The following is a 20,004-nucleotide window of genomic DNA, read 5'->3' as shown; positions in this document are numbered from 1 at the left end:
CGTGGGACGGTGCTGTCACGGTGGGCCGCGCGGCAAGGTACTTTGCTTCCCATGTTCACCAAAGTCCTCGTCGCCAACCGCGGCGAAATCGCCATCCGCGCGTTCCGTGCCGCCTACGAACTGGGCGCCGGAACGGTTGCGGTGTTCCCGTACGAAGACCGCAACTCGGTGCACCGGCTCAAGGCCGACGAGTCCTACCAGATCGGTGAGATCGGGCATCCGGTGCGCGCGTACCTGTCGGTCGAGGAGATCGTGGCCGCCGCGGAGCGCGCCGGCGCCGACGCCATCTACCCCGGCTACGGATTCCTGTCGGAGAACCCGGATCTGGCCGCGGCGTGCGAGGCGAAGGGCATCACCTTCGTCGGACCGTCGGCCGACGTCCTCGAGCTGACCGGGAACAAGGCGCGGGCGATCGCCGCCGCGAAGGCGGCGGGGCTGCCGGTGCTGGCGTCGTCGGAGCCGTCGTCGAACGTCGACGAACTGCTCGCCGCCGCGGAGGACATGGAGTTCCCCGTCTTCGTCAAGGCGGTCGCCGGCGGCGGCGGTCGCGGCATGCGCCGTGTCGCGGAGCGGTCGGCGCTGCGGGAGTCGATCGAGGCGGCGTCGCGCGAGGCGGAGTCGGCCTTCGGTGACCCGACGGTGTTCCTCGAGCAGGCCGTGGTCGATCCGCGGCACATCGAGGTGCAGATCCTCGCCGACGGCGAGGGCAACGTGATCCACCTGTTCGAGCGGGACTGCTCGGTGCAGCGCCGTCACCAGAAGGTGATCGAGCTCGCGCCGGCGCCCAACCTCGACCCGGAACTGCGCGACCGGATCTGCGCCGACGCCGTGGCGTTCGCCAAGCAGATCGGTTACCGGTGCGCGGGCACGGTCGAGTTCCTCCTCGACACCCGCGGCAACCACGTCTTCATCGAGATGAACCCGCGAATCCAGGTGGAGCACACGGTGACCGAGGAGATCACCGACGTCGACCTGGTGCAGGCGCAGCTGCGCATCGCGTCGGGCGAGACCCTCGCCGATCTCGGCCTGAGCCAGGACGCGATCACGATCCGCGGTGCCGCACTGCAGTGCCGCATCACCACCGAGGATCCGGCCAACGGCTTCCGTCCCGACACCGGCCGGATCACCGCCTACCGCACCCCGGGCGGCGCGGGCGTGCGACTCGACGGCGGCGCGAATCTCGGTGCCGAGGTCGGCGCCCACTTCGACTCGATGCTCGTCAAGCTCACGTGTCGCGGTCGCGATCTCGAGGCGGCCGTCGCCCGCGCGCGCCGCGCGGTGACCGAGTTCCGCATCCGCGGTGTCGCCACGAACATCCCGTTCCTGCAGGCGGTTCTGGACGACCCCGACTTCCGCGCGGGACGCGTGACGACGTCGTTCATCGAGCAGCGCCCCGAGCTGCTGACGCTGCGCAGCTCGGCCGACCGTGGCACCAAGATTCTCAACTACCTCGCGGACGTCACGGTCAACAAGCCGCACGGCGAGCGGCCGACCGCGGTGTACCCGCACGACAAGCTGCCGAAGATCGACCTGGACGTGGCCCCGCCGGACGGGTCCCGCCAGCGACTGCTCGCGCTCGGGCCCGACGGCTTCGCCAAGGCGTTGCGGGAGCAGAAGGCGCTCGCGGTCACCGACACCACGTTCCGCGACGCGCATCAGTCGCTGCTCGCCACCCGGGTGCGCACGTCCGGACTGCTCGACGTCGCGGGACACGTCGCGCGGATGACGCCCGAGCTGCTGTCGATCGAGGCGTGGGGCGGCGCGACCTACGACGTGGCGTTGCGCTTCCTGCACGAGGATCCCTGGTACCGGCTCGCGGCTCTGCGTGAGGCCGTACCGAACATCAACCTGCAGATGCTGCTGCGCGGCCGCAACACCGTCGGCTACACGCCGTACCCGGAGAAGGTGACCCGAGCGTTCGTCGAGGAGGCCGCGGCGACGGGTATCGACATCTTCCGCATCTTCGACGCCCTCAACAACGTTGACCAGATGCGTCCGGCGATCGAGGCGGTCCGCGAGACCGGCACCACGATCGCCGAGGTCGCGATGTCGTACACCGGCGACCTGGCGAACCCGAACGAGAAGCTCTACACGCTCGACTACTACCTGCGTCTGGCGGAGGAGATCGTCGAGGCCGGTGCGCACGTCCTCGCGATCAAGGACATGGCCGGTCTGCTGCGGGCGCCCGCGGCGGCGAAGCTGGTTTCCGCGCTGCGGAGCAACTTCGACCTGCCCGTGCACGTGCACACCCACGACACCCCCGGCGGGCAGCTGGCCACCTACCTGGCCGCGTGGCACGCGGGCGCGGACGCGGTCGACGGCGCGGCGGCGCCGTTGGCGGGCACCACCAGTCAGCCGGCGCTGTCGGCGATCGTCGCCGCGGCGGCGCACAGCGAGTTCGACACCGGCATCGACCTGCAGGCCGTGTGCGACCTCGAGCCGTACTGGGAGGCACTACGGAAGGTCTACGCGCCGTTCGAGTCCGGGCTGCCTGCCCCGACCGGACGCGTCTACACCCACGAGATCCCGGGCGGTCAGCTCTCGAACCTGCGGCAGCAGGCCATCGCGCTCGGCCTCGGTGACCGGTTCGAGGAGGTCGAGGCCAAGTACGCCGCCGCCGACCGCATGCTCGGACGCCTCGTCAAGGTCACGCCGTCGTCGAAGGTCGTCGGCGACCTGGCGCTGCACATGGTGGGCTCCGACGTCGCGGCGGACGAGTTCGCGGCCGACCCGGCCAAGTTCGACATCCCCGACTCCGTCGTCGGCTTCCTGCGCGGCGAGCTCGGCACCCCGGCCGGCGGATGGCCGGAGCCCTTCCGCAGCAAGGCCCTCGAGGGCCGCGGCCCGGCCAAACCGGAGACTCCGCTGACCGCCGAGGACGAGAAGGGGCTGTCGGGCACGGCGAAGGAACGCCAGGCCACGCTCAACCGGCTGCTCTTCCCCGGCCCCACAAGGGAATTCGAGGAGCACCGGGAGAAGTACGGCGACACCTCGCAGCTGTCGGCCAACCAGTTCTTCTACGGTCTGCGCCGCAGCGAGGAGCACCGGGTCAAGCTCGGCAAGGGCGTCGAGCTGCTCATCGGTCTCGAGGCGATCTCCGAGCCCGACGAACGCGGCTACCGGACCGTGATGTGCATCCTCAACGGCCAACTGCGTCCGGTGTCGGTGCGCGACCGCTCGATCGCGAGCGAGGTGCCGGCGGCCGAGAAGGCGGACAAGAACAACCCCGCGCACATCCCGGCGCCGTTCGCCGGTGTCGTCACGCTCGTCGTCACCGAGGGCCAGCACGTTTCGGCGGGCGACACCGTCGCGACCATCGAGGCCATGAAGATGGAGGCGGCGATCACAGCACCGCGCAGCGGTATCGTCACGCGCGTTGCCATCGGCGGTACCTCGCAGGTCGAGGGCGGCGATCTCCTGGCCGTCGTGTCGACGAGGGAGACCGCCGGCAACGAGTGAGAACCAGCGAGTGACAGGACTGACAGCGTGACAAGAATCGTCGCCGGCCGAGCCGGAGGCAGGCGTTTGAAGGTGCCCGCGAGCGGGACCCGACCGACGTCCGAACGAGTCCGCGAGGCCCTGTTCAGCTCGCTCGACAGCCGCATCGACCTCGAAGGCGCCGCAGTGCTCGACCTGTACGCAGGTTCCGGCGCCCTCGGGCTCGAGGCCCTGTCCCGGGGCGCCGAGCACGTGCTCCTCGTCGAATCCGACGCCAAGGCCGCCGCCGTCATCAAGCAGAACGTGACGGCGGTCGGCCTGCCCGGGGCGAGCGTGCGCACGGCCCCCGTCGCGGCGGTCGTGGGCGGCGTCGCCGAACGCGAATTCGACGTCGTGCTCGCCGATCCGCCGTACGCGGTCACCGAGGAGTCGGTCACCGCCGCGCTCACCGCGCTCCTGGCCAACGGCTGGGTGGGGGAGGGGTCGGTCGTCGTGGTGGAACGCTCGTCGCGCTCACCCGAGACCTCGTGGCCCGACGGCATGCGGGCCGAGCGGGTGAAGCGCTACGGCGAGACCAGAATCGAGGTCGCCACCTGCTACGGTCTGGAGCCATGACTGGCGCCGTCTGCCCCGGATCCTTCGACCCCGTGACCAACGGTCACCTCGACGTGATCGGACGCGCCGCGGCGCTGTTCGACGAGGTCGTCGTGACCGTGATGATCAACAAGAACAAGCGCGGTCTGTTCACTGTCGACGAGCGCATCGAGATGCTCGAGGACGCCACGAGTCACCTGTCCAACGTGCGTGTCGCCGCCTGGCACGGGCTGCTCGTGGATTACGCCAAGTCCCAAGGGATCACGGCGATCGTGAAGGGCCTGCGCGGCGCCAACGACTTCGACTACGAGCTGCAGATGGCGCAGATGAACCAGAAGCTCTCGGGTGTCGACACCCTCTTCATCCCCACGAATCCTACCTACAGCTTCCTGTCCAGCTCGCTGGTCAAGGAGGTCGCCACGTTCGGCGGCGACGTCGCGGACATGGTGCCCGAGAAGGTCCATGCCCGGCTGACGGCGCGGCTCGCCGAGCGCGCGGCAGAGAACGCCTGAGTCGACACACCGGCCGCCGCGACGGCCGGGCCGCGGCGGCTGGGGCAGACTGGACGTCAGCACCGACGATGGCAACTGACGATTGGGGTTGTGCGTGTACCGGGTATTCGAGGCACTCGACGAGCTTGTCGCGATAGTCGAGGAGGCGCGTGGGGTTCCGATGACCGCTGGGTGCGTCGTGCCACGCGGCGACGTCCTCGAGCTTCTCGACGATGTGCGGGACGCGATTCCGGGTGAGTTGGACGATGCGCAGGACGTGCTGGACCACCGCGACAAGCTGGTGGGCGATGCGCGTCAGAACGCGGAACAGACGATCTCGCGCGCGAACGCGGAGGCGCACGAGACGATCACCAACTCGCGAGAGGACGCCGACCGCCTGCTGGCCGACGCGAAGGCGCAGGCCGACCGCATGGTCGCCGAGGCGCGCTCGCATGCGGAGCAGTTGGTTCGCGATGCGCGCGAAGAGGCGGACGCGACCGTCGCGGACGGGCAGCGGGAGTACGACGCGGTGACGTCGCGTGCTCGCGCCGAATCGGAGCGGATGATCGAGTCGGGCAAGGCGTCGTACGAGCGATCCGTCGCGGACGGTGTCGCCGAGCAGGAGCGGCTGGTGTCGCAGGCCGAGGTCGTCCAGGCCGCGCACGCGGAGTCGGCCCGGGTCATCGACGCCGCGCACGCCGAGTCCGACCGCCTGCGCTCGGAGTGCGACCTGTACGTCGACACCAAGCTCGCGGAGTTCGAGGAGTTCCTGAACGGCACCATCCGATCGGTAGGCCGGGGTCGTCAGCAGCTGCGGACGGGCGCCGGGGTCCCCGACTACGACGCCGGCTACGGCGACCGTCGCCGGTAGATCCACCGGGCGTAGCCGCTTCCGATTTCCATCCGGGCCCGTCCATCGCGTACCGTGGAGTGGTTGCCCGTTCCATGTCTTCTGAAAGAGAACACCCGTGTCATCGCATCGCCACAAGTCCTCGCGTCCGACGCGCGACGAGGGGTTCGTGCTGGACACGCTCTCGCTGGGGCGGCGTCCCGGCTCGATGCGCACAGTGTCGCGGGTGGTTCCGGCTCCCTCGCGGATCGGTCTCGACCTCGTCGCGATCGAAGAGGGTACGGATGTGGAATTCGATCTTCGGCTCGAGGCCGTGTCCGAGGGTGTCCTCGTGACCGGTTCCGTTCGTGCGGACACGGTGGGCGAGTGCTCGCGGTGCCTCGAACCGTTCGACGACTCGGTGAGTCTTCACCTCACGGAACTGTTCGCCTACCCGGACAGCGCTACCGAGGAGACCACCGAGGAGGACGAGATCTACCGGGTCGTGGACGACGAGATCGACCTCGAACCGGTGATCGTCGATGCCGTCGGACTGGAGCTTCCACTCCAGCCGCTCTGCAGCGACGACTGTGAGGGACTGTGCCCCGAATGCGGTATTCGCCTGGCGATTGCGGAATCCGGGCACGGTCATGAGACAATGGATCCTCGCTGGGCTGGGCTCGCAGCCAAATTCGGTGCAGGATCCGACGCCAGCAATGCAACTGCTGATGCCAGCAAGATCAACGAGGAGAAGTAGACGTGGCTGTTCCCAAGCGCAGAATGTCGCGGTCCAACACGAGGTCGCGACGGAGCCAGTGGAAGACCACTGCGCCCACCCTCATCACCTGCCCGAACCGTGGCTGCGGCGAGAAGACGCTGCCCCACGTCGCGTGCCCGTCCTGCGGCACCTACAAGGGCCGTCAGGTTACCGCTGCGGTCTAGTCTGCTCAGTGGCGCTGTGACCAGCAAAAAAAGCAATACAGCACTCGCCGGCGGCGAGGGGGATCACGGATCGCTCCTCGCCGCTCTTGGCGTTCCTCTCGAGGAGTCGCTGCTGACGTTGGCGCTGACCCACCGCTCGTACGCGTACGAGCACGGTGGGCTGCCGACCAACGAGCGACTCGAGTTCCTCGGTGACTCGGTTCTCGGACTGACCATCACCGAGCGGCTCTACCTCGCACATCCGGAGAAGTCCGAGGGTGAACTCGCGAAGATCCGCGCCAGCATCGTGAACATGCACGCGCTGGCCGAGGTGGCTCGCGGTCTCGGCCCGGGTGGTCTCGGTGCGCACCTGCTGCTCGGAAAGGGTGAGGAGATGACCGGTGGGCGCGACAAGCCCAGCATCCTCGCCGACGGCATGGAGTCGCTCCTCGGTGCGATCCACCTCCAGCACGGCATCGACACCGCACGCACGGTGGTGCTCGACCTGTTCGCCGATCTGCTCTCGCGCGCGCCGAAGCTCGGTGCTGGCCTGGACTGGAAGACCAGTCTCCAGGAGCTGACCGCCGAGCGCGGTGCCGGAGTGCCGGTATACGAGATCACCGCGACCGGACCCGACCACGACAAGGAGTTCACCGCGACGGTCCTCGTCGGCGGTAACGCCTTCGGCGTCGGTGTGGGCCGCTCCAAGAAGGAAGCCGAGCAGAAGGCGGCCAGCACGGCCTGGAGCGCGCTGTCGGAGGCCGCGGAGGCCACCGAGACCGCAGCCCCGGTCGTCGAGCAGTAGGACCCGGCGGAGCGAGACGTACCGTGCCCGAGCTTCCCGAGGTCGAGGTCGTCCGGCGTGGCCTCGAGGCGCACGTCGTCGGCCGTGTGATCGACACGGTCGACGTCCTGCATCCGCGTGCGGTACGTCGGCACCTGCTCGGCTCGATCGACCTGTCCCGACGGCTCGCGGGCCGGACGATCGCGTCCGCCGAGCGTCGTGGCAAGTATCTCTGGCTCGTCCTCGAACCGGACGACGTCGCGCTCGTCGTTCACCTGGGGATGAGCGGCCAGATGCTCGTGCAGGATCCGACGGTCGCCGACGAGAAGCATCTGCGGATCCGGACGCGGCTCGACTCGGGGACCGACCTGCGCTTCGTCGACCAGCGGACGTTCGGCGGATGGGCCCTCGCGGACCTCGTGACCGTGGACGGCACGGTGGTTCCCGATTCCGTCGCGCACATCGCCCGTGATCCGCTCGATCCGCGATTCGATCCCGACGCGGTCGTGAAAACGTTGCGCGGCAAGCAGACCGAGATCAAGCGGGCCCTCCTCGATCAGACCGTGGTCTCGGGTGTGGGCAACATCTACGCCGACGAGGCGTTGTGGCGCGCCGAGATTCACGGCAATCGGCCGACGGACAAGCTCAGCGGACCGCGCCTGCGCCGACTGCTGGTGTCCGTCGAGGCCGTCATGCAGGAGGCCCTCGCGCAGGGCGGCACCTCGTTCGATGCGTTGTACGTCAACGTCAACGGCCAGTCCGGCTACTTCGACCGGTCGCTGGCCGCGTACGGGCAGGAGGACCTGCCGTGCCGGCGGTGCGGGGCGCCGATCCGCCGGGAGAAGTTCATGAACCGCTCGTCGTTCAGCTGCCCCAAGTGCCAGCCGCGGCCCCGCCTCGTCCGGGGATGAGCATGCCCCTGACCGAGTCCCAGCTTTCCGAATTGCCCGCAGGTTGGTGCGCAACCGACCGGCCCAGTGGAGATTGCGACGTCTCGCACACCGCGATCGCCGAGGAAGTCGCTGTGGAAGTGTCGGCCGGGCATCCGTTGTTCGGGGTGGCTGTCGAAGTGGTAGCGCACGATGTCGCGTTCGACGACGTACTCTGCCGGCATCTGGCCGATCCGGAACGCTTCACCGAGGTGCATCTGACCTGGGCCGGGCGAGCGGAGAGCTTCGGGCTGCCCTCGATCGAATGCGACGGAAACTGGGCGGATTTCCTCCGCCTGCAACGGGCGATATCTGCCGCGATCGATTCTGCTGCCGAGCAGGAGCGGCTAGGTCTGCGGGAGCCGATGACGGAAGCGGGCACACCGTCGCCACCGATCATCGTGCGAGCCCCCAGCACGCGGACCCGACTCCGAGTCGGGCGAGTGACTACGCAGGCACCGTAGGCGCGCGATGAGTTCGGGCGGCGAATCGGGTCTGCCTTGGCATGACTCGCATTGTTGCCGACATCCCCGTCTCTCCCGACGGCTTCGCCACCGGGCCCCGACCCCAGCCCGGACCACCTACGACGTCTTCGGGTGATCCGATGACCACTGTCGACGTCAATGGGATCGCCTTGGGCGTCGAGTCGTTCGGTGACGACGACGCGCCACTCGTTCTGCTCGCGGGCGGAACGACGATGCTCTCCTGGCCAGACGCGCTGTGCGAGCGCCTCGCCGCCGGCAGGCGCCGTGTGGTGCGCTACGACCTGCGCGATAGCGGAGAGTCGACGACGACGGATCCGGAGGCGCCCGCTTACACACTGCGCGGCCTCGCCGCCGACGCGGCGGCCCTTGCTGACGCGCTCGGCGGTGGGCCCGCGCACCTCGCGGGGATCGGCGTCGGCGGGATGGTCGCCCAGGTGGCCGTGCTCGACCATCCGGGCGCCTTCTCGGCGCTCACCGTGGTGGGCACCCGCCCGGTTGCCCCTGGCCCGCCCGACGATGACCTCCCCGACCATGACGAGGCGACGATGAGCCGACTGTTCGCGCGTCCGATGCCCGAGTGGACCGACCGCGAGGCGGTCGCGGAGTTCGCCGCGGCCGGCGCGGAGATCCTCGGCGACGACCCCGTCGCCGCGCGCACAATCGCTGCGCGCATCTGGGACCGCACGCCCGGCACCGCACCCCCGGTCCACATGGCCAACCAGATCGGCATGGTGTTCTCCAGGCTCGACTGCAGACCCCGCTGGCGCGAGCGCCTGCCCGAGATCGGGGTCCCCACGCTCGTGGTCCACGGCCGCCGCAACCGGTTCTTCCCCCTCGGCAACGGCGAGGCGATCGCGCGCGAGATCCCCAGGGCACGGCTGCTCGTCCTCGAAGAGGCCGCCACAGCGATCCCCGATGCGGCGGTCGGCGAGGTCACCGAGGCGATGCTCATGCTCGGATAGCGGACGACGCCGCCTCTTCGGGTACCGCCACGATGCACGGTGAAAGGCGCGAGCGGTCAAGTGCGGGCCGCGTCCCCGCCTCGGTCACGGATGACGTCGGCGATCAGCCGGGCGGCGGCGTCGGCCTGCGATTCGGGCAGTCGCGCGTAGCCGCACAGCAATCCGCGGGGGCCCGGTTCGCCGACGCGGTAGGCGTCGAGGCCCCGGACCAGGACCCCGCGTCGGCCGATCTCGCGTGCGATCTCCGTGTCGTCGGCCCCGTCCGGCAATCGCACCGCCACGTGGAGGCCCGCTTCGATCCCCGCGAGATTGACGTCCGGGTGATGCCGGCGCAGCGCATCGACGAACGCCTGCCGCCGGGCCGTGTAGGTCCGTGCCGCCCGCGCCAGATGCCGAGTCAGCGAACCGGATTCGACGAATCGGGCGAACGCGTCCGCGGTGACCGCGGACACGGTTTCGCCGCTGATCTCGAGTGCCTCGCGCACCCGCGCCAGGAGCGGCGCCGGCGGAACCATCCACGCCAGCCGGAGCGACGGCGACACGATCTTGGACGCCGTGCCCAGGTAGGCCACCGTGTCGCGGCCGCCGTCTATCGACCGCAGCGCCGGCAGCGCGGCCACGCCGTAACGGAACTCGCCGTCGTAGTCGTCCTCGATGACGAGACGTCCGGTGTCGGCCGACGTGGCGATCAGCCGGGCCCGGCGGGCGACCGACATGCGTCCACCCATCGGATACTGGTGCGCCGGGGTGCAGTACACGGCCGCGTCCGCGGGACTCAGACTGTCCGGATCGAGACCGTCGACGTCCACCGGCACCGGCCGGACCACGACCCCTGCCGCGTCGAGCGCACGTCGGGCCTTGGTGTAGCCGGGATCCTCGAATGCGACCGGGCGTCCGGCCAGATCGGCTGCGGCGGCGAGTGTCCGCAGCGCCGAGAGGACACCGGGCACGACCACGATCTCGTCGGCGGACGCGATGATCCCACGGGTGCGCCGGAGATGGTCGGCCAGCGCCTCACGAACTCGAAGGTGAAGGTCCGGGCTCGGGGCGTCGTTCGGAACGGCACCGGAAATGGTTGCCCGCCAGGCCGATCGCCAGTCCCGCGGTGAGACGAGCGTGGTGTCGGGGTAGCCGGGGGACAGGTCGAACACCGCGCGGCGTGCCGCGGCCGGCGCGCTCGGCGGCAGAGCGGTGGGTGACCCGACGTGTGGGCGGACACCCGCCCGGGCGGCGGCGTCGGCGCCCGGTGCGACACTCGTGCCCGCCCCGGGGCGTGTGACGACGTAGCCGGCCGCGGCCAGTTCGTCGTACGCGTCGACCACCGCGCCGCGCCCGACGCCGAGTTCGGTTGCCAGGGCCCGGGTGGCGGGCAGGTGGTCCCCGGCGTCCAGGTGTCCGTCGCGCAGGGCGGCCACGATCGCCGACGCGATCCGTCGGCGCAGCGGTTCCCCATCGTCGGGAAGGTGCAGCTGCAGGTGCAGTGTCGACACGGGCCGCGTCCGAGGCATCCCGTGACAATACTGGTCTGCCGGTTTCGTCGATTCCGGATCTGGTTGCATCTCCGCAATCGCGCCACAGTGACAGCATGAGCACCGCATACGACCTCGATCGGATCAAGCGACTGCCCGAACGTTCCCGCGCCGACCGCGCCGACCTGGACGCCGTGCTGGACGCGGCGGCCGTCGGAACCCTCGCGACAGTGGTCGACGGGCTGCCGTGGGCGGTACCGATGCTGTACGCCCGCGTCGGGGACCGGATCCTGCTGCACGGATCGACCGGCGCCGGGGCGCTCCGGCAGGTCGCGGCGGGTGCACCCGCGGCCCTCTGCGTGACGCACCTCGACGCGATCGTGGTGGCGGACAACCTCTTCAACTCGTCGGCGAACTATCGCTCGGCCGTGGTGCGCGGACAGCTCGAGCCGATCTCGGGCGCCGAGGCGGAATCGGCGCTGGCCGCGCTCTCGGATGCGTTGATTCCGGGCCGCAGCAGCGAGGTGCGGGCGTCGACGAGGAAGGAGCTGGCGGCCACGCTCACCATCGCGCTGCCGATCGCTCCCGGACAGTGGACGGTCAAGGTCCGGTCCGCGCCGCCGAGCGAGGGGGATCGCAATCCCGGCGTGTGGGCGGGGCTGGTGCCGCTGCGAACGGTTGTGGGAGAGCCGGTCCCGGCTCCGTGGGTTCCCGACAACGTCCCGGTGCCGGCGTCTGTGCGCGCCCTCACAACGAACGGGGAGGGCGCGTAAAGATCGCATCAATGCGCGCTGCTGGTGGTGTCAGCAGAGTGTCAGGACGACGTTCGCGCGCTCGAAACGGGTGCACGCTCCAGGAGGCGCCGAGATGCGGCGCCCACACGTCGCGCCGTCGTCCGGCGCGCGCCCTACTGAGGAAGTCGGAAGAGGAACGTCATGGCTGATTTGGCCTACGTCGGGTTGATCATCGGAGTGTTCACCGTCTGTGCGCTGGTGCTGCGTGGTCTGCAGGCGAGGAGCGTCCGGTGACCGTAGCCGGGGCGGTCAGTGTCGCCGTCGTCGTGATCGCCGCAGCCCTGGTGATCTACCTGCTCATCGCGCTCCTGAACCCCGAGCGGTTCTAGTCCTCGAGAGGTCCCTCGCACATGAATCCCGCTCTCGCAGCGGGACTGCAGATAGCACTGGTCGTTGCCGTGCTAGCGATTCTGTACGTCCCCGTCGGTGACTACATGGCCAAGGTCTACACCACCGACACCGATCTCCGGTCCGGCGATCTGCGCATCGAATCCCTGCTCTACCGGATCTGCCGGGTCGACCCCCGCGCCGAACAGACCTGGTACGGATACGCCGGAAGCCTGCTCGGCTTCTCGGCCGCCAGCGTGCTGTTCCTCCACTTCCTGCAACGCGTCCAGGGCGTGCTGCCGCTCAGCGGCGGCCTCGAGGGCGTGAGCCCCGCCGTCGCGTTCAACACCGCCGCGTCGTTCGTCGCCAACACGAACTGGCAGTCGTACGTCCCCGAGACGACGATGAGCCACGTGACGCAGGCCGCCGGTCTGGCGGTCCAGAACTTCGTGTCCGCCGCGGTCGGCATGGCGGTGGCCGCCGCGCTGATCCGCGGGTTCGTCCGCGTCTCGCGGGGCGGCGAGATCGGCAACTTCTGGGTCGATCTCACCCGCGGCTGCCTGCGCATCCTGCTGCCCATCGCGTTCGTCATCGCGCTGATCCTGCTGAGCCAGGGCGTCGTCCAGTCGTTCCGCACCGGCTTCGCCTCGACGGGTCTCGACGGCAGCGCCGTCACCAACGCGCTCGCGCCGGTCGCCTCCCAGGAGGCCATCAAGGAGCTCGGCACCAATGGCGGCGGCATCCTCGCGGCCAACTCCGCGCATCCGTTCGAGAATCCGACGCCGCTCACCAACATCGTGGAGATCCTCGCGATCCTGCTCATCCCGGTCTCCCTGACCCGCACGTTCGGCACGATGGTCGGTGACCGCCGGCAGGGCCTGACCCTGCTCGCCGTGATGTCGACGCTGTACTTCGGTCTGCTCGCGGTCACGCTGGCCGCGGAGTCCGGAGCGCGGGGCGTCGCCGCCACCGCGGCCGGATCGATGATGGAGGGCAAGGAGGTTCGATTCGGGATCCCCGGTTCGGCCCTGTTCGCCGTCACCACCACCGGCACCAGCACCGGCGCCGTCAACTCCGCCCACGACAGCATGTCGCCCCTCGGCGGTGGCGCGGTGCTGCTCAACATGCTGCTCGGTGAGATCGCTCCCGGTGGCGTGGGAACCGGTCTGTACGGGATCCTGGTGCTCGCGCTGATCGCGGTGTTCGTCGGCGGACTGCTCGTCGGCCGCACACCGGAATACCTGGGAAAGAAGCTGGGACAGCGCGAGATCACCCTCGCCGCCCTGTCGGTGCTCGTGATGCCGGCACTGGTGCTGATCGGCACCGGCATCACGGTGATCCTCGGGTCCACCGTCGGATACCTCGGCAACAGCGGCGATCCCGGCACCCCGGGCTCGATCCACGGGTTCACCGAGGTGCTGTACGCGTTCGCCTCGGCCGCGAACAACAACGGCAGCGCGTTCGGCGGCCTCACCGTCACCAGCGACTGGTTCCAGTCGGCGCTCGGCGTCTGCATGCTGCTGGGACGCTTCCTGCCGATCGTGTTCGTGCTCGCGCTCGCCGGATCGCTGTCGGCGCAGCGCAGGACGCCGGCCGGTGCGGGCACCCTGCCCACCTCCGGCCCGATGTTCACGGGTCTGCTCACCGGCACCGTGGTGCTGGTCGCGGCCCTCACCTTCTTCCCGGCCCTCGCACTCGGGCCCATCTCGGAGGCCCTGCAATGAGTCTGCGGACCGAAACCACAGTGAACCCCACCGACACCCTCGCCGACCTGCCCGTGGAGGAGTCTGCGCACGGTCACTCGCACGTCCAGGCCGGAATCTTCAGCCCACGACAGCTGATCACGTCGTTCCCGGGCGCGGTGCGCAAGCTCGACCCGCGCCACCAGGCGCGCAACCCGGTCATGTTCGTCGTGCTGGTCGGCTCGATCGTGACGACGGTGATGGCCGTCGCGCAGCCCACGGTGTTCTCGTGGCTCATCGCCGCGTGGCTCTGGTTCACCGTCCTGTTCGCGAACCTCGCCGAGTCGGTCGCCGAGGGGCGCGGCAAGGCGCAGGCTGCGAGCCTGCGGAAAGTGAAGCAGGACACCGTCGCCCGACGCCTCACCGCGTCCGGCGCGATCGAGGAGGTGTCGGCCACCCAGCTCGCGATCGGCGACACCGTGGTGGTCGAGGCGGGACAGGTGATCCCCGGTGACGGCGACGTCATCGATGGCATCGCGACCGTCGACGAGTCCGCGATCACCGGCGAGTCAGCCCCCGTCGTACGCGAATCCGGCGGCGACCGCTGTGCCGTCACCGGCGGCACGACCGTGCTGTCGGACCGGATCGTCGTGCAGATCACGTGCGCTCCGGGGCAGTCGTTCGTCGACCGGATGATCGCACTCGTCGAGGGGGCGTCGCGCAAGAAGACGCCCAACGAGATCGCGCTGAACATCCTGCTGGCGTCGCTCACGATCATCTTCCTGCTCGCCGTCGTGGCGATCGGCCCCATGGGGCAGTACGCGGGGCAGGAACAGGATCCGATCAAGCTCATCGCGCTGCTGGTGTGCCTGATCCCCACCACGATCGGTGCGCTGTTGTCCGCCATCGGTATCGCGGGCATGGACCGGTTGGTGCAGCGCAACGTCTTGGCGATGTCGGGCCGCGCGGTCGAGGCGGCGGGCGACATCGACACGCTGCTGATGGACAAGACCGGCACCATCACGTTCGGCAACCGCCGCGCGACGGCGCTGTACCCCGCCCCGGGCCGCTCGGAGGACGAACTGGCTGCCGCCGCACGGCTGTCCAGCCTCGCCGACGGAACCCCCGAGGGACGCAGCATCGTCGAACTGTGCGCCGAACGGTTCGGCCTCTCCACCGACGCCACCGACCACGAACGTGCCGCCGAGTTCGTCCCGTTCACGGCGCAGACGCGCATGAGCGGACTCGACATCGCGACCGAGACCGGCCCGCAGCAGATCCGCAAGGGCGCCGGTGACGCCGTGCTGGCATGGGTGTCCGGGTACGGCGCCGCCGTCGATCCGGCCGTGTCGGATTCCGTCGAGAAGGTCGCGCTCGCGGGCGGCACGCCGCTCGTCGTGGCGGTCGCCGAGCGCGGCACCGCGACGGTGCTCGGGGTGATCGCACTGACCGACGTCGTCAAGCCCGGGATCGCGGAGCGCTTCGCGGAACTGCGGGCGATGGGTATCCGGACGATCATGGTGACCGGCGACAATCCGCTCACCGCGCGGGCCATCGCGGAGGAGGCCGGCGTCGACGACTTCATGGCCGAGGCCACGCCCGAGGACAAGCTCGAGCGGATCCGCGCCGAGCAGGAGGGCGGACGCCTGGTCGCGATGACCGGCGACGGCACCAACGACGCACCCGCACTGGCGCAGGCCGACGTGGGCGTGGCGATGAACACCGGAACGTCGGCGGCGAAGGAGGCCGGCAACATGGTGGACCTCGACTCGGATCCCACCAAGCTCATCGAGGTCGTCGAGATCGGCAAGCAGTTGCTCATCACGCGCGGCGCCCTCACCACGTTCTCGCTCGCCAACGACCTCGCGAAGTACTTCGCGATCCTGCCGGCGCTGTTCAGTGCCATCTATCCTCAGCTCGCCGTGCTGAACATCATGCACCTGGCCACGCCCCAGTCGGCGATCCTGTCCGCGGTCATCTTCAACGCGCTCGTCATCATCGGGTTGATCCCGTTGGCGCTCAGGGGAGTGCGCTACCGGCCCGCGGCGGCGTCGAAGCTGCTCGGCCGGAACCTGTTGATCTACGGTGTGGGCGGTGTCGTCACCCCCTTCATCGGCATCTGGCTGATCGACCTCGTCGTCCGCCTCATTCCTGGAATCGGGTGAAATGTCAATGAGATTCGGAATCGGATTTCTCAAGCAGGTGTGGGCCGGGCTGCTGGTGCTCCTCGCGCTCACCGCGATCCTCGGTGTGCTGTATCCGGCCGCCGTGTGGGGTGTGGGGCGCATCGCCTCCGGAACGGCGGAGGGCTCGCCCGTGACCGACGCCGCGGGCTGCGTGGTGGGCAGTCGCTGGATCGGGGTCGACCCTCGGGTGGAGGAGGGCGAGCCGGACCCGTTCTTCCACAACCGGGTCGTCGGCTCGGTCGCGGACGGCGACCCCTTCGCCGCGGGCGACCCGGCCGCGGCACTGCCGTCCAACCAGGGCCCCAGCAGCGAGGTGCTTGCCGGATTCGTGGCGGAACGTCGGGCGGTGATCGCCGATCGGGAAGGCGTCTCTCCGCAGGACGTGCCGGTCGACGCCGTCACGGGCTCCGGCTCCGGTGTGGATCCGCACATCTCGCCTGAGTACGCGGCACTGCAGGTGCGTCGGGTCGCGGCCGTGAACGGATTGAGCGAGGCCCGCGTTCGTGAACTCGTCGCCGAGCACACCGAGGGTCGTCAGCTCGGGTTCCTCGGCGCCGAGCGGGTGAACGTGCTCGAACTCAATCTCGCACTGGGGTTGACCGCACCTGCGTGCGGTGCAGCACCGTCGGGTGAATGATGGCGGTGTGACGATTCCGGAGATTCAGCGAGCGCGTCGCCGCGGTGAGCTGCGGATCTACCTGGGCGCGGCACCCGGCGTCGGCAAGACGTACGCGATGCTCGGGGAGGCGCACCGACGGCGTGAACGCGGTGGTGACGTGGTCGCGGCCGTGGTGGAGACCCACGGCCGCGCCCGCACCGCGGAGCAGCTCGAGGGGCTCGAGCTGATCCCGCCCAAGTACATCCAGTACCGGGGGACCTCGATGCCCGAGCTCGACGTCGAGGCGGTGCTGGCCCGGCGGCCGGCCGTGGTGCTCGTCGACGAACTCGCGCACACCAACACCCCGGGCAGCCACAACGAGAAGCGCTGGCAGGACGTCTACGAGCTGCTCGACGCCGGCATCGACGTCCTCTCGACGCTCAACGTCCAGCACCTCGAGAGCCTCAACGACGTGGTGCAGCAGATCACCGGCGTGGCGCAGCAGGAGACCGTGCCGGACGAGGTGGTGCGCGCCGCCACCCAGGTCGAGCTCGTGGACATCACGCCGGAAGCATTGCGGCGCAGGCTCTCCCACGGAAACGTGTACTCGGCCGACAAGGTCGACGCGGCACTCGGGAACTACTTCCGGCGTGGGAACCTCACGGCCCTGCGCGAACTCGCCCTGCTGTGGGTGGCCGATCAGGTGGACGCCGCGCTCGCGAAGTACCGCGCCGAGAACAAGATCACCGACACGTGGGAGGCCCGCGAACGGGTCGTCGTGGCCGTCACCGGCGGTCCGGAGTCCGAGACCCTCGTCCGGCGGGCCAGCCGCATCGCGAGCAAGGCCAGCGCCGAGCTCATGGTGGTGCACGTCGTGCGCGGCGACGGGCTCGAGGGAGTATCCGCCGGCGACATGGGCAAGGTGCGCAAGCTCGCCGCCAGCATCGGTGCGAGCCTGCACAGCGTCGTCGGCGACGACGTCCCGACGACGCTGCTCGAGTTCGCCCGCGAGGTCAACGCCACCCAGCTGGTGATCGGCACGTCCCGGCGGTCGCGGTGGGCGCGGATCCTCGACGAGGGTATCGGGGCGTCGATCGTCCAGCAGTCCGGGAAGATCGACGTCCACATGGTCACCCATGACGAGGCCGCGACCCGGCACCGCATCTCCATCCTGGGGCGCGGCGAGCGCCGGCTCGTGTCGTGGCTCGCCGCGGTGGTCGTGCCGTCGCTGGCCGCGGTGCTGATGGGTCTGGTCGACCGGGTCGCCGGCGTCGGCGGTCAGAACGCCCTGTTCTTCGTCGTCGTGCTCGCGGTCGCGCTGCTCGGCGGCGTCGGGCCGGCGATCCTGTCGGCGCTGATCTCCGGTCTGCTGCTCAACTACTTCTTCACGGCACCGCTCTACAGCTTCACGATCGCGCAGCCCGACAACTTCATCACCACCGTGGTGCTGCTGGTGGTCGCGGTGGCGGTCGCAGTGCTCGTCGACGCCGCCGCCAAACGCGCGCGCGAGGCCCGGCGGGCATCGCAGGAGGCGGAACTGCTGGCGCTGTTCGCCGGGTCCGTGCTGCGCGGCGCCGACCTGCCGGCGCTGCTCGAGAAGGTGCGCGAGACGTACGCGCAGACGGGGGTCAGCGTCGTCCGCCGCGGCGAGGGCGTCATCAGCGCCGCCGGCGCCTCGCCGCCGCGCACCGTCGACGAGGCGGGGACGGCGTGCGAGGTGGGCGACGGCGAGTACACGCTGCTGCTCGCGGGCAGCGAACTCGGCGCCCGGGACCGCAAGGTTCTCAACGCGGTCGCGAACCAGGCCGTCGGGCTGATCCGGCAGCGGCAGTTGGCGGAGGAAGCCAGCAGGGCGAACGCCCTCGCGGAGGCGGACCGGCTGCGGCGGTCGCTGCTCTCGGCGGTCAGCCACGACCTGCGCACCCCGCTGGCCGCGGTCAAGGCGGCGGTGTCGAGCCTGCGCAGCGACGACATCGAGTTCTCGCCCGAGGACACCGCCGAACTGCTCGCGACCGTCGAGGAGTCGGCGGACCAGCTGACCGCGCTGGTCGGCAACCTCCTCGACTCGTCGCGGCTCGCCGCGGGCGTCGTCAAGCCGACCCTGCGGCGGGTGTACCTGGAGGAAGTGGTGCACCGGGCTCTCGTCGGCGCCGGCTTCGGCGGACCCGGATCGGCGCGACGCGTGCGGGACCAGGTCAAGGTCGAGGTGGGCGACGCCGCGGTGATGGCCGACGCCGGGCTCCTCGAGCGGGTCCTGGCGAACCTGGTGGACAACGCGTTGCGGTACGCGCCGGACGAGCCCGTCCGGATCGGCGCCGCGCGGGTGGGGGACCGGATGACGATCACCGTCGCCGACACCGGCCCCGGCCTGGCCCGCGGCACCCACGACCAGGTGTTCGACGCCTTCCAGAGGCTCGGCGACCGGGACAACACGATCGGCGTGGGGCTGGGGCTGTCGGTGGTCAAGGGATTCGTGGAAGCAATGGGTGGAACCGTCAGCGCGACGGATACGCCGGGGGGCGGTTTGACGATGGTCGTCGAGTTGGCAGCCTGCCCGGTGGGAGACAGAACCGGAGACACGCCGGCGGGGCCGGCCGATGAGACGGAAGGAGCCCGATGACCCGGGTGTTGGTGGTCGACGACGAGCCGCAGATCCTGCGCGCGCTGCGAATCAACCTGAGCGTGCGTGGCTACGAGGTCACGACGGCGTCGACCGGCGCGGCGGCGCTGCGGGCGGCGGCCGAGAAGCACCCCGAGGTGGTGGTGCTGGACCTCGGCCTGCCCGACATGGACGGCATCGAGGTGCTCGCCGGACTGCGGGGCTGGTGCACCGCTCCGGTGATCGTGCTGTCGGCGCGCACGGACTCGTCGGACAAGGTCGAGGCGCTCGACGCCGGCGCGGACGACTACGTCACCAAGCCGTTCGGGATGGACGAGTTTCTCGCGCGGCTGCGGGCGGCCGTGCGTCGTGGCGCGGCCGCGGCGGAGACGAGTGAACCGGTGGTCATCACCGACTCGTTCACGGTCGATCTGGCCGCGAAGAAGGTCACTCGGGACGGGACCGAGGTGCACCTCACACCCACCGAGTGGGGGATGCTCGAGATGCTCGTGCGCAACAAGGGCAAACTCGTCGGACAGAAGGAACTGCTGCGCGAGGTTTGGGGTCCGGCGTACGCCACCGAGACGCACTACCTGCGGGTCTACCTCGCGCAACTGCGCCGCAAGCTGGAGGTGGATCCGTCGAAGCCGCGGCACCTGCTGACCGAGACCGGCATGGGATACCGCTTCCAGGTTTGACGTCCGGAGGCTTACCGTCTTTCCGTAGGCGTTTCTCACGCGGATCAGGCAGCCGGCCGTCGCCGCAGGGCACGCTCCGGCGCTCGTCGATCAGCTCAGTGGTCATTCGCTGCGGGTCGGGTCTATGCCCGCGAACACTCCCCGCCGGTCGGCAATGCCGTCACCAGCATCGGGCTGTGACCACCACACCAGCGCGACGTCGCCGCGATCTGACGCTC

Annotated in this window: 18 protein-coding genes; 17 read left to right on the top strand and 1 reads right to left on the bottom strand. The window is 69.9% G+C overall.

Annotation, left to right across the window (positions count from 1 at the left end; all coding sequences use genetic code 11):
• The first annotated feature begins 51 nt into the window (after nucleotides 1–51).
• The 10 genes from ABTV10_RS16835 to ABTV10_RS16790 all read left to right on the top strand — a co-directional run bounded on the left by ABTV10_RS16835 (nucleotide 52) and on the right by ABTV10_RS16790 (nucleotide 9,433).
• Nucleotides 52–3,459 (top strand): pyruvate carboxylase, encoded by a 3,408-nt coding sequence (locus ABTV10_RS16835; protein ID WP_499028677.1) that lies wholly within the window; start codon nucleotides 52–54, stop codon nucleotides 3,457–3,459.
• Nucleotides 3,460–3,486: 27 nt separating this feature from the next.
• Nucleotides 3,487–4,053: a 16S rRNA (guanine(966)-N(2))-methyltransferase RsmD gene (gene rsmD / locus ABTV10_RS16830; RefSeq protein WP_499028675.1), complete on the top strand. Its 567-nt coding sequence runs from the start codon at nucleotides 3,487–3,489 to the stop codon at nucleotides 4,051–4,053.
• Complete coding sequence (gene coaD, locus ABTV10_RS16825) at nucleotides 4,050–4,544, top strand: pantetheine-phosphate adenylyltransferase (RefSeq protein ID WP_127914305.1); 495 nt, start codon at nucleotides 4,050–4,052, stop codon at nucleotides 4,542–4,544. The genes rsmD and coaD overlap by 4 nt, the downstream gene beginning before the upstream one ends.
• Nucleotides 4,545–4,638: 94 nt before the next feature.
• Entirely contained in the window at nucleotides 4,639–5,394 is a 756-nt protein-coding gene (locus ABTV10_RS16820; RefSeq protein ID WP_499028673.1) for a hypothetical protein, read from the top strand.
• 97 nt (nucleotides 5,395–5,491) lie between these two features.
• Nucleotides 5,492–6,109 carry a YceD family protein gene (locus ABTV10_RS16815; protein ID WP_499028671.1) on the top strand — a complete coding sequence of 206 codons (618 nt, stop codon included), beginning with the start codon at nucleotides 5,492–5,494 and terminating at the stop codon, nucleotides 6,107–6,109.
• Nucleotides 6,110–6,111: 2 nt separating this feature from the next.
• On the top strand, nucleotides 6,112–6,294 hold the full coding sequence (rpmF, locus tag ABTV10_RS16810) for a 50S ribosomal protein L32 (RefSeq protein WP_081880878.1): 183 nt from the start codon (nucleotides 6,112–6,114) through the stop codon (nucleotides 6,292–6,294).
• Nucleotides 6,295–6,310: 16 nt separating this feature from the next.
• Complete coding sequence (gene rnc, locus ABTV10_RS16805; protein ID WP_499028669.1) at nucleotides 6,311–7,078, top strand: ribonuclease III; 768 nt, start codon at nucleotides 6,311–6,313, stop codon at nucleotides 7,076–7,078.
• Between the two features lie 23 nt (nucleotides 7,079–7,101).
• Nucleotides 7,102–7,968 (top strand): bifunctional DNA-formamidopyrimidine glycosylase/DNA-(apurinic or apyrimidinic site) lyase, encoded by an 867-nt coding sequence (gene mutM, locus ABTV10_RS16800; protein ID WP_499028667.1) that lies wholly within the window; start codon nucleotides 7,102–7,104, stop codon nucleotides 7,966–7,968.
• 2 nt (nucleotides 7,969–7,970) lie between these two features.
• On the top strand, nucleotides 7,971–8,450 hold the full coding sequence (locus ABTV10_RS16795; protein ID WP_499028665.1) for a hypothetical protein: 480 nt from the start codon (nucleotides 7,971–7,973) through the stop codon (nucleotides 8,448–8,450).
• A 140-nt stretch (nucleotides 8,451–8,590) separates the two neighbouring features.
• The gene (locus ABTV10_RS16790; protein WP_499028663.1) at nucleotides 8,591–9,433 is read left to right on the top strand and encodes an alpha/beta fold hydrolase; all 843 of its coding nucleotides are present in this window, start codon (nucleotides 8,591–8,593) and stop codon (nucleotides 9,431–9,433) included.
• A 56-nt stretch (nucleotides 9,434–9,489) separates the two neighbouring features.
• Here ABTV10_RS16790 and pdxR read toward each other — a convergent pair whose 3' ends face one another.
• Nucleotides 9,490–10,923, bottom strand: coding sequence for a MocR-like pyridoxine biosynthesis transcription factor PdxR (gene pdxR / locus ABTV10_RS16785; protein WP_499028661.1), 1,434 nt, complete (start codon nucleotides 10,921–10,923; stop codon nucleotides 9,490–9,492).
• Between the two features lie 95 nt (nucleotides 10,924–11,018).
• Here pdxR and ABTV10_RS16780 point away from each other — a divergent pair, with 95 nt between their 5' ends.
• The 7 genes from ABTV10_RS16780 (at nucleotide 11,019) to ABTV10_RS16750 (ending at nucleotide 19,786) form a co-directional block, all read left to right on the top strand.
• Nucleotides 11,019–11,675 carry a pyridoxamine 5'-phosphate oxidase family protein gene (locus tag ABTV10_RS16780; RefSeq protein ID WP_499028659.1) on the top strand — a complete coding sequence of 219 codons (657 nt, stop codon included), beginning with the start codon at nucleotides 11,019–11,021 and terminating at the stop codon, nucleotides 11,673–11,675.
• Between the two features lie 251 nt (nucleotides 11,676–11,926).
• Nucleotides 11,927–12,025 carry a K(+)-transporting ATPase subunit F gene (kdpF, locus tag ABTV10_RS16775; protein WP_499028657.1) on the top strand — a complete coding sequence of 33 codons (99 nt, stop codon included), beginning with the start codon at nucleotides 11,927–11,929 and terminating at the stop codon, nucleotides 12,023–12,025.
• Nucleotides 12,026–12,046: 21 nt separating this feature from the next.
• Nucleotides 12,047–13,747 (top strand): potassium-transporting ATPase subunit KdpA, encoded by a 1,701-nt coding sequence (gene kdpA, locus ABTV10_RS16770; RefSeq protein WP_499028655.1) that lies wholly within the window; start codon nucleotides 12,047–12,049, stop codon nucleotides 13,745–13,747.
• A 95-nt stretch (nucleotides 13,748–13,842) separates the two neighbouring features.
• A complete protein-coding gene (kdpB, locus tag ABTV10_RS16765) occupies nucleotides 13,843–15,870 on the top strand; it encodes a potassium-transporting ATPase subunit KdpB (protein WP_499035194.1) in 2,028 nt (675 codons plus the stop codon).
• Between the two features lie 7 nt (nucleotides 15,871–15,877).
• Nucleotides 15,878–16,528 (top strand): potassium-transporting ATPase subunit C, encoded by a 651-nt coding sequence (locus tag ABTV10_RS16760; protein ID WP_499028653.1) that lies wholly within the window; start codon nucleotides 15,878–15,880, stop codon nucleotides 16,526–16,528.
• A 7-nt stretch (nucleotides 16,529–16,535) separates the two neighbouring features.
• Nucleotides 16,536–19,109 (top strand): DUF4118 domain-containing protein, encoded by a 2,574-nt coding sequence (locus ABTV10_RS16755; protein ID WP_499028651.1) that lies wholly within the window; start codon nucleotides 16,536–16,538, stop codon nucleotides 19,107–19,109.
• Nucleotides 19,106–19,786 carry a response regulator gene (locus ABTV10_RS16750; protein ID WP_499028649.1) on the top strand — a complete coding sequence of 227 codons (681 nt, stop codon included), beginning with the start codon at nucleotides 19,106–19,108 and terminating at the stop codon, nucleotides 19,784–19,786. Before ABTV10_RS16755 ends, ABTV10_RS16750 begins: the two co-directional genes overlap by 4 nt.
• Nucleotides 19,787–20,004 lie beyond the last annotated feature (218 nt).

This window comes from Paraburkholderia sp. RHO2 (assembly GCF_050955445.1).
Lineage (GTDB): Bacteria > Actinomycetota > Actinomycetes > Mycobacteriales > Mycobacteriaceae > Prescottella > Prescottella agglutinans_A.
The sequence above is the reverse complement of the archived record's forward strand: the minus strand, read 5'-3'. Positions and strand labels throughout refer to the sequence as shown.

Bases quoted from the DNA above. Each gene is read 5' to 3' on its own strand.
- ABTV10_RS16835 (WP_499028677.1), top strand. From the start codon at position 52: ATGTTCACCAAAGTCCTCGTCGCCAACCGCGGCGAAATCGCCATCCGC.
- coaD (WP_127914305.1), top strand. From the start codon at position 4,050: ATGACTGGCGCCGTCTGCCCCGGATCCTTCGACCCCGTGACCAACGGT.
- ABTV10_RS16795 (WP_499028665.1), top strand. From the start codon at position 7,971: ATGCCCCTGACCGAGTCCCAGCTTTCCGAATTGCCCGCAGGTTGGTGC.
- ABTV10_RS16790 (WP_499028663.1), top strand. From the start codon at position 8,591: ATGACCACTGTCGACGTCAATGGGATCGCCTTGGGCGTCGAGTCGTTC.
- ABTV10_RS16780 (WP_499028659.1), top strand. From the start codon at position 11,019: ATGAGCACCGCATACGACCTCGATCGGATCAAGCGACTGCCCGAACGT.
- kdpA (WP_499028655.1), top strand. From the start codon at position 12,047: ATGAATCCCGCTCTCGCAGCGGGACTGCAGATAGCACTGGTCGTTGCC.
- ABTV10_RS16760 (WP_499028653.1), top strand. From the start codon at position 15,878: ATGAGATTCGGAATCGGATTTCTCAAGCAGGTGTGGGCCGGGCTGCTG.
- ABTV10_RS16750 (WP_499028649.1), top strand. From the start codon at position 19,106: ATGACCCGGGTGTTGGTGGTCGACGACGAGCCGCAGATCCTGCGCGCG.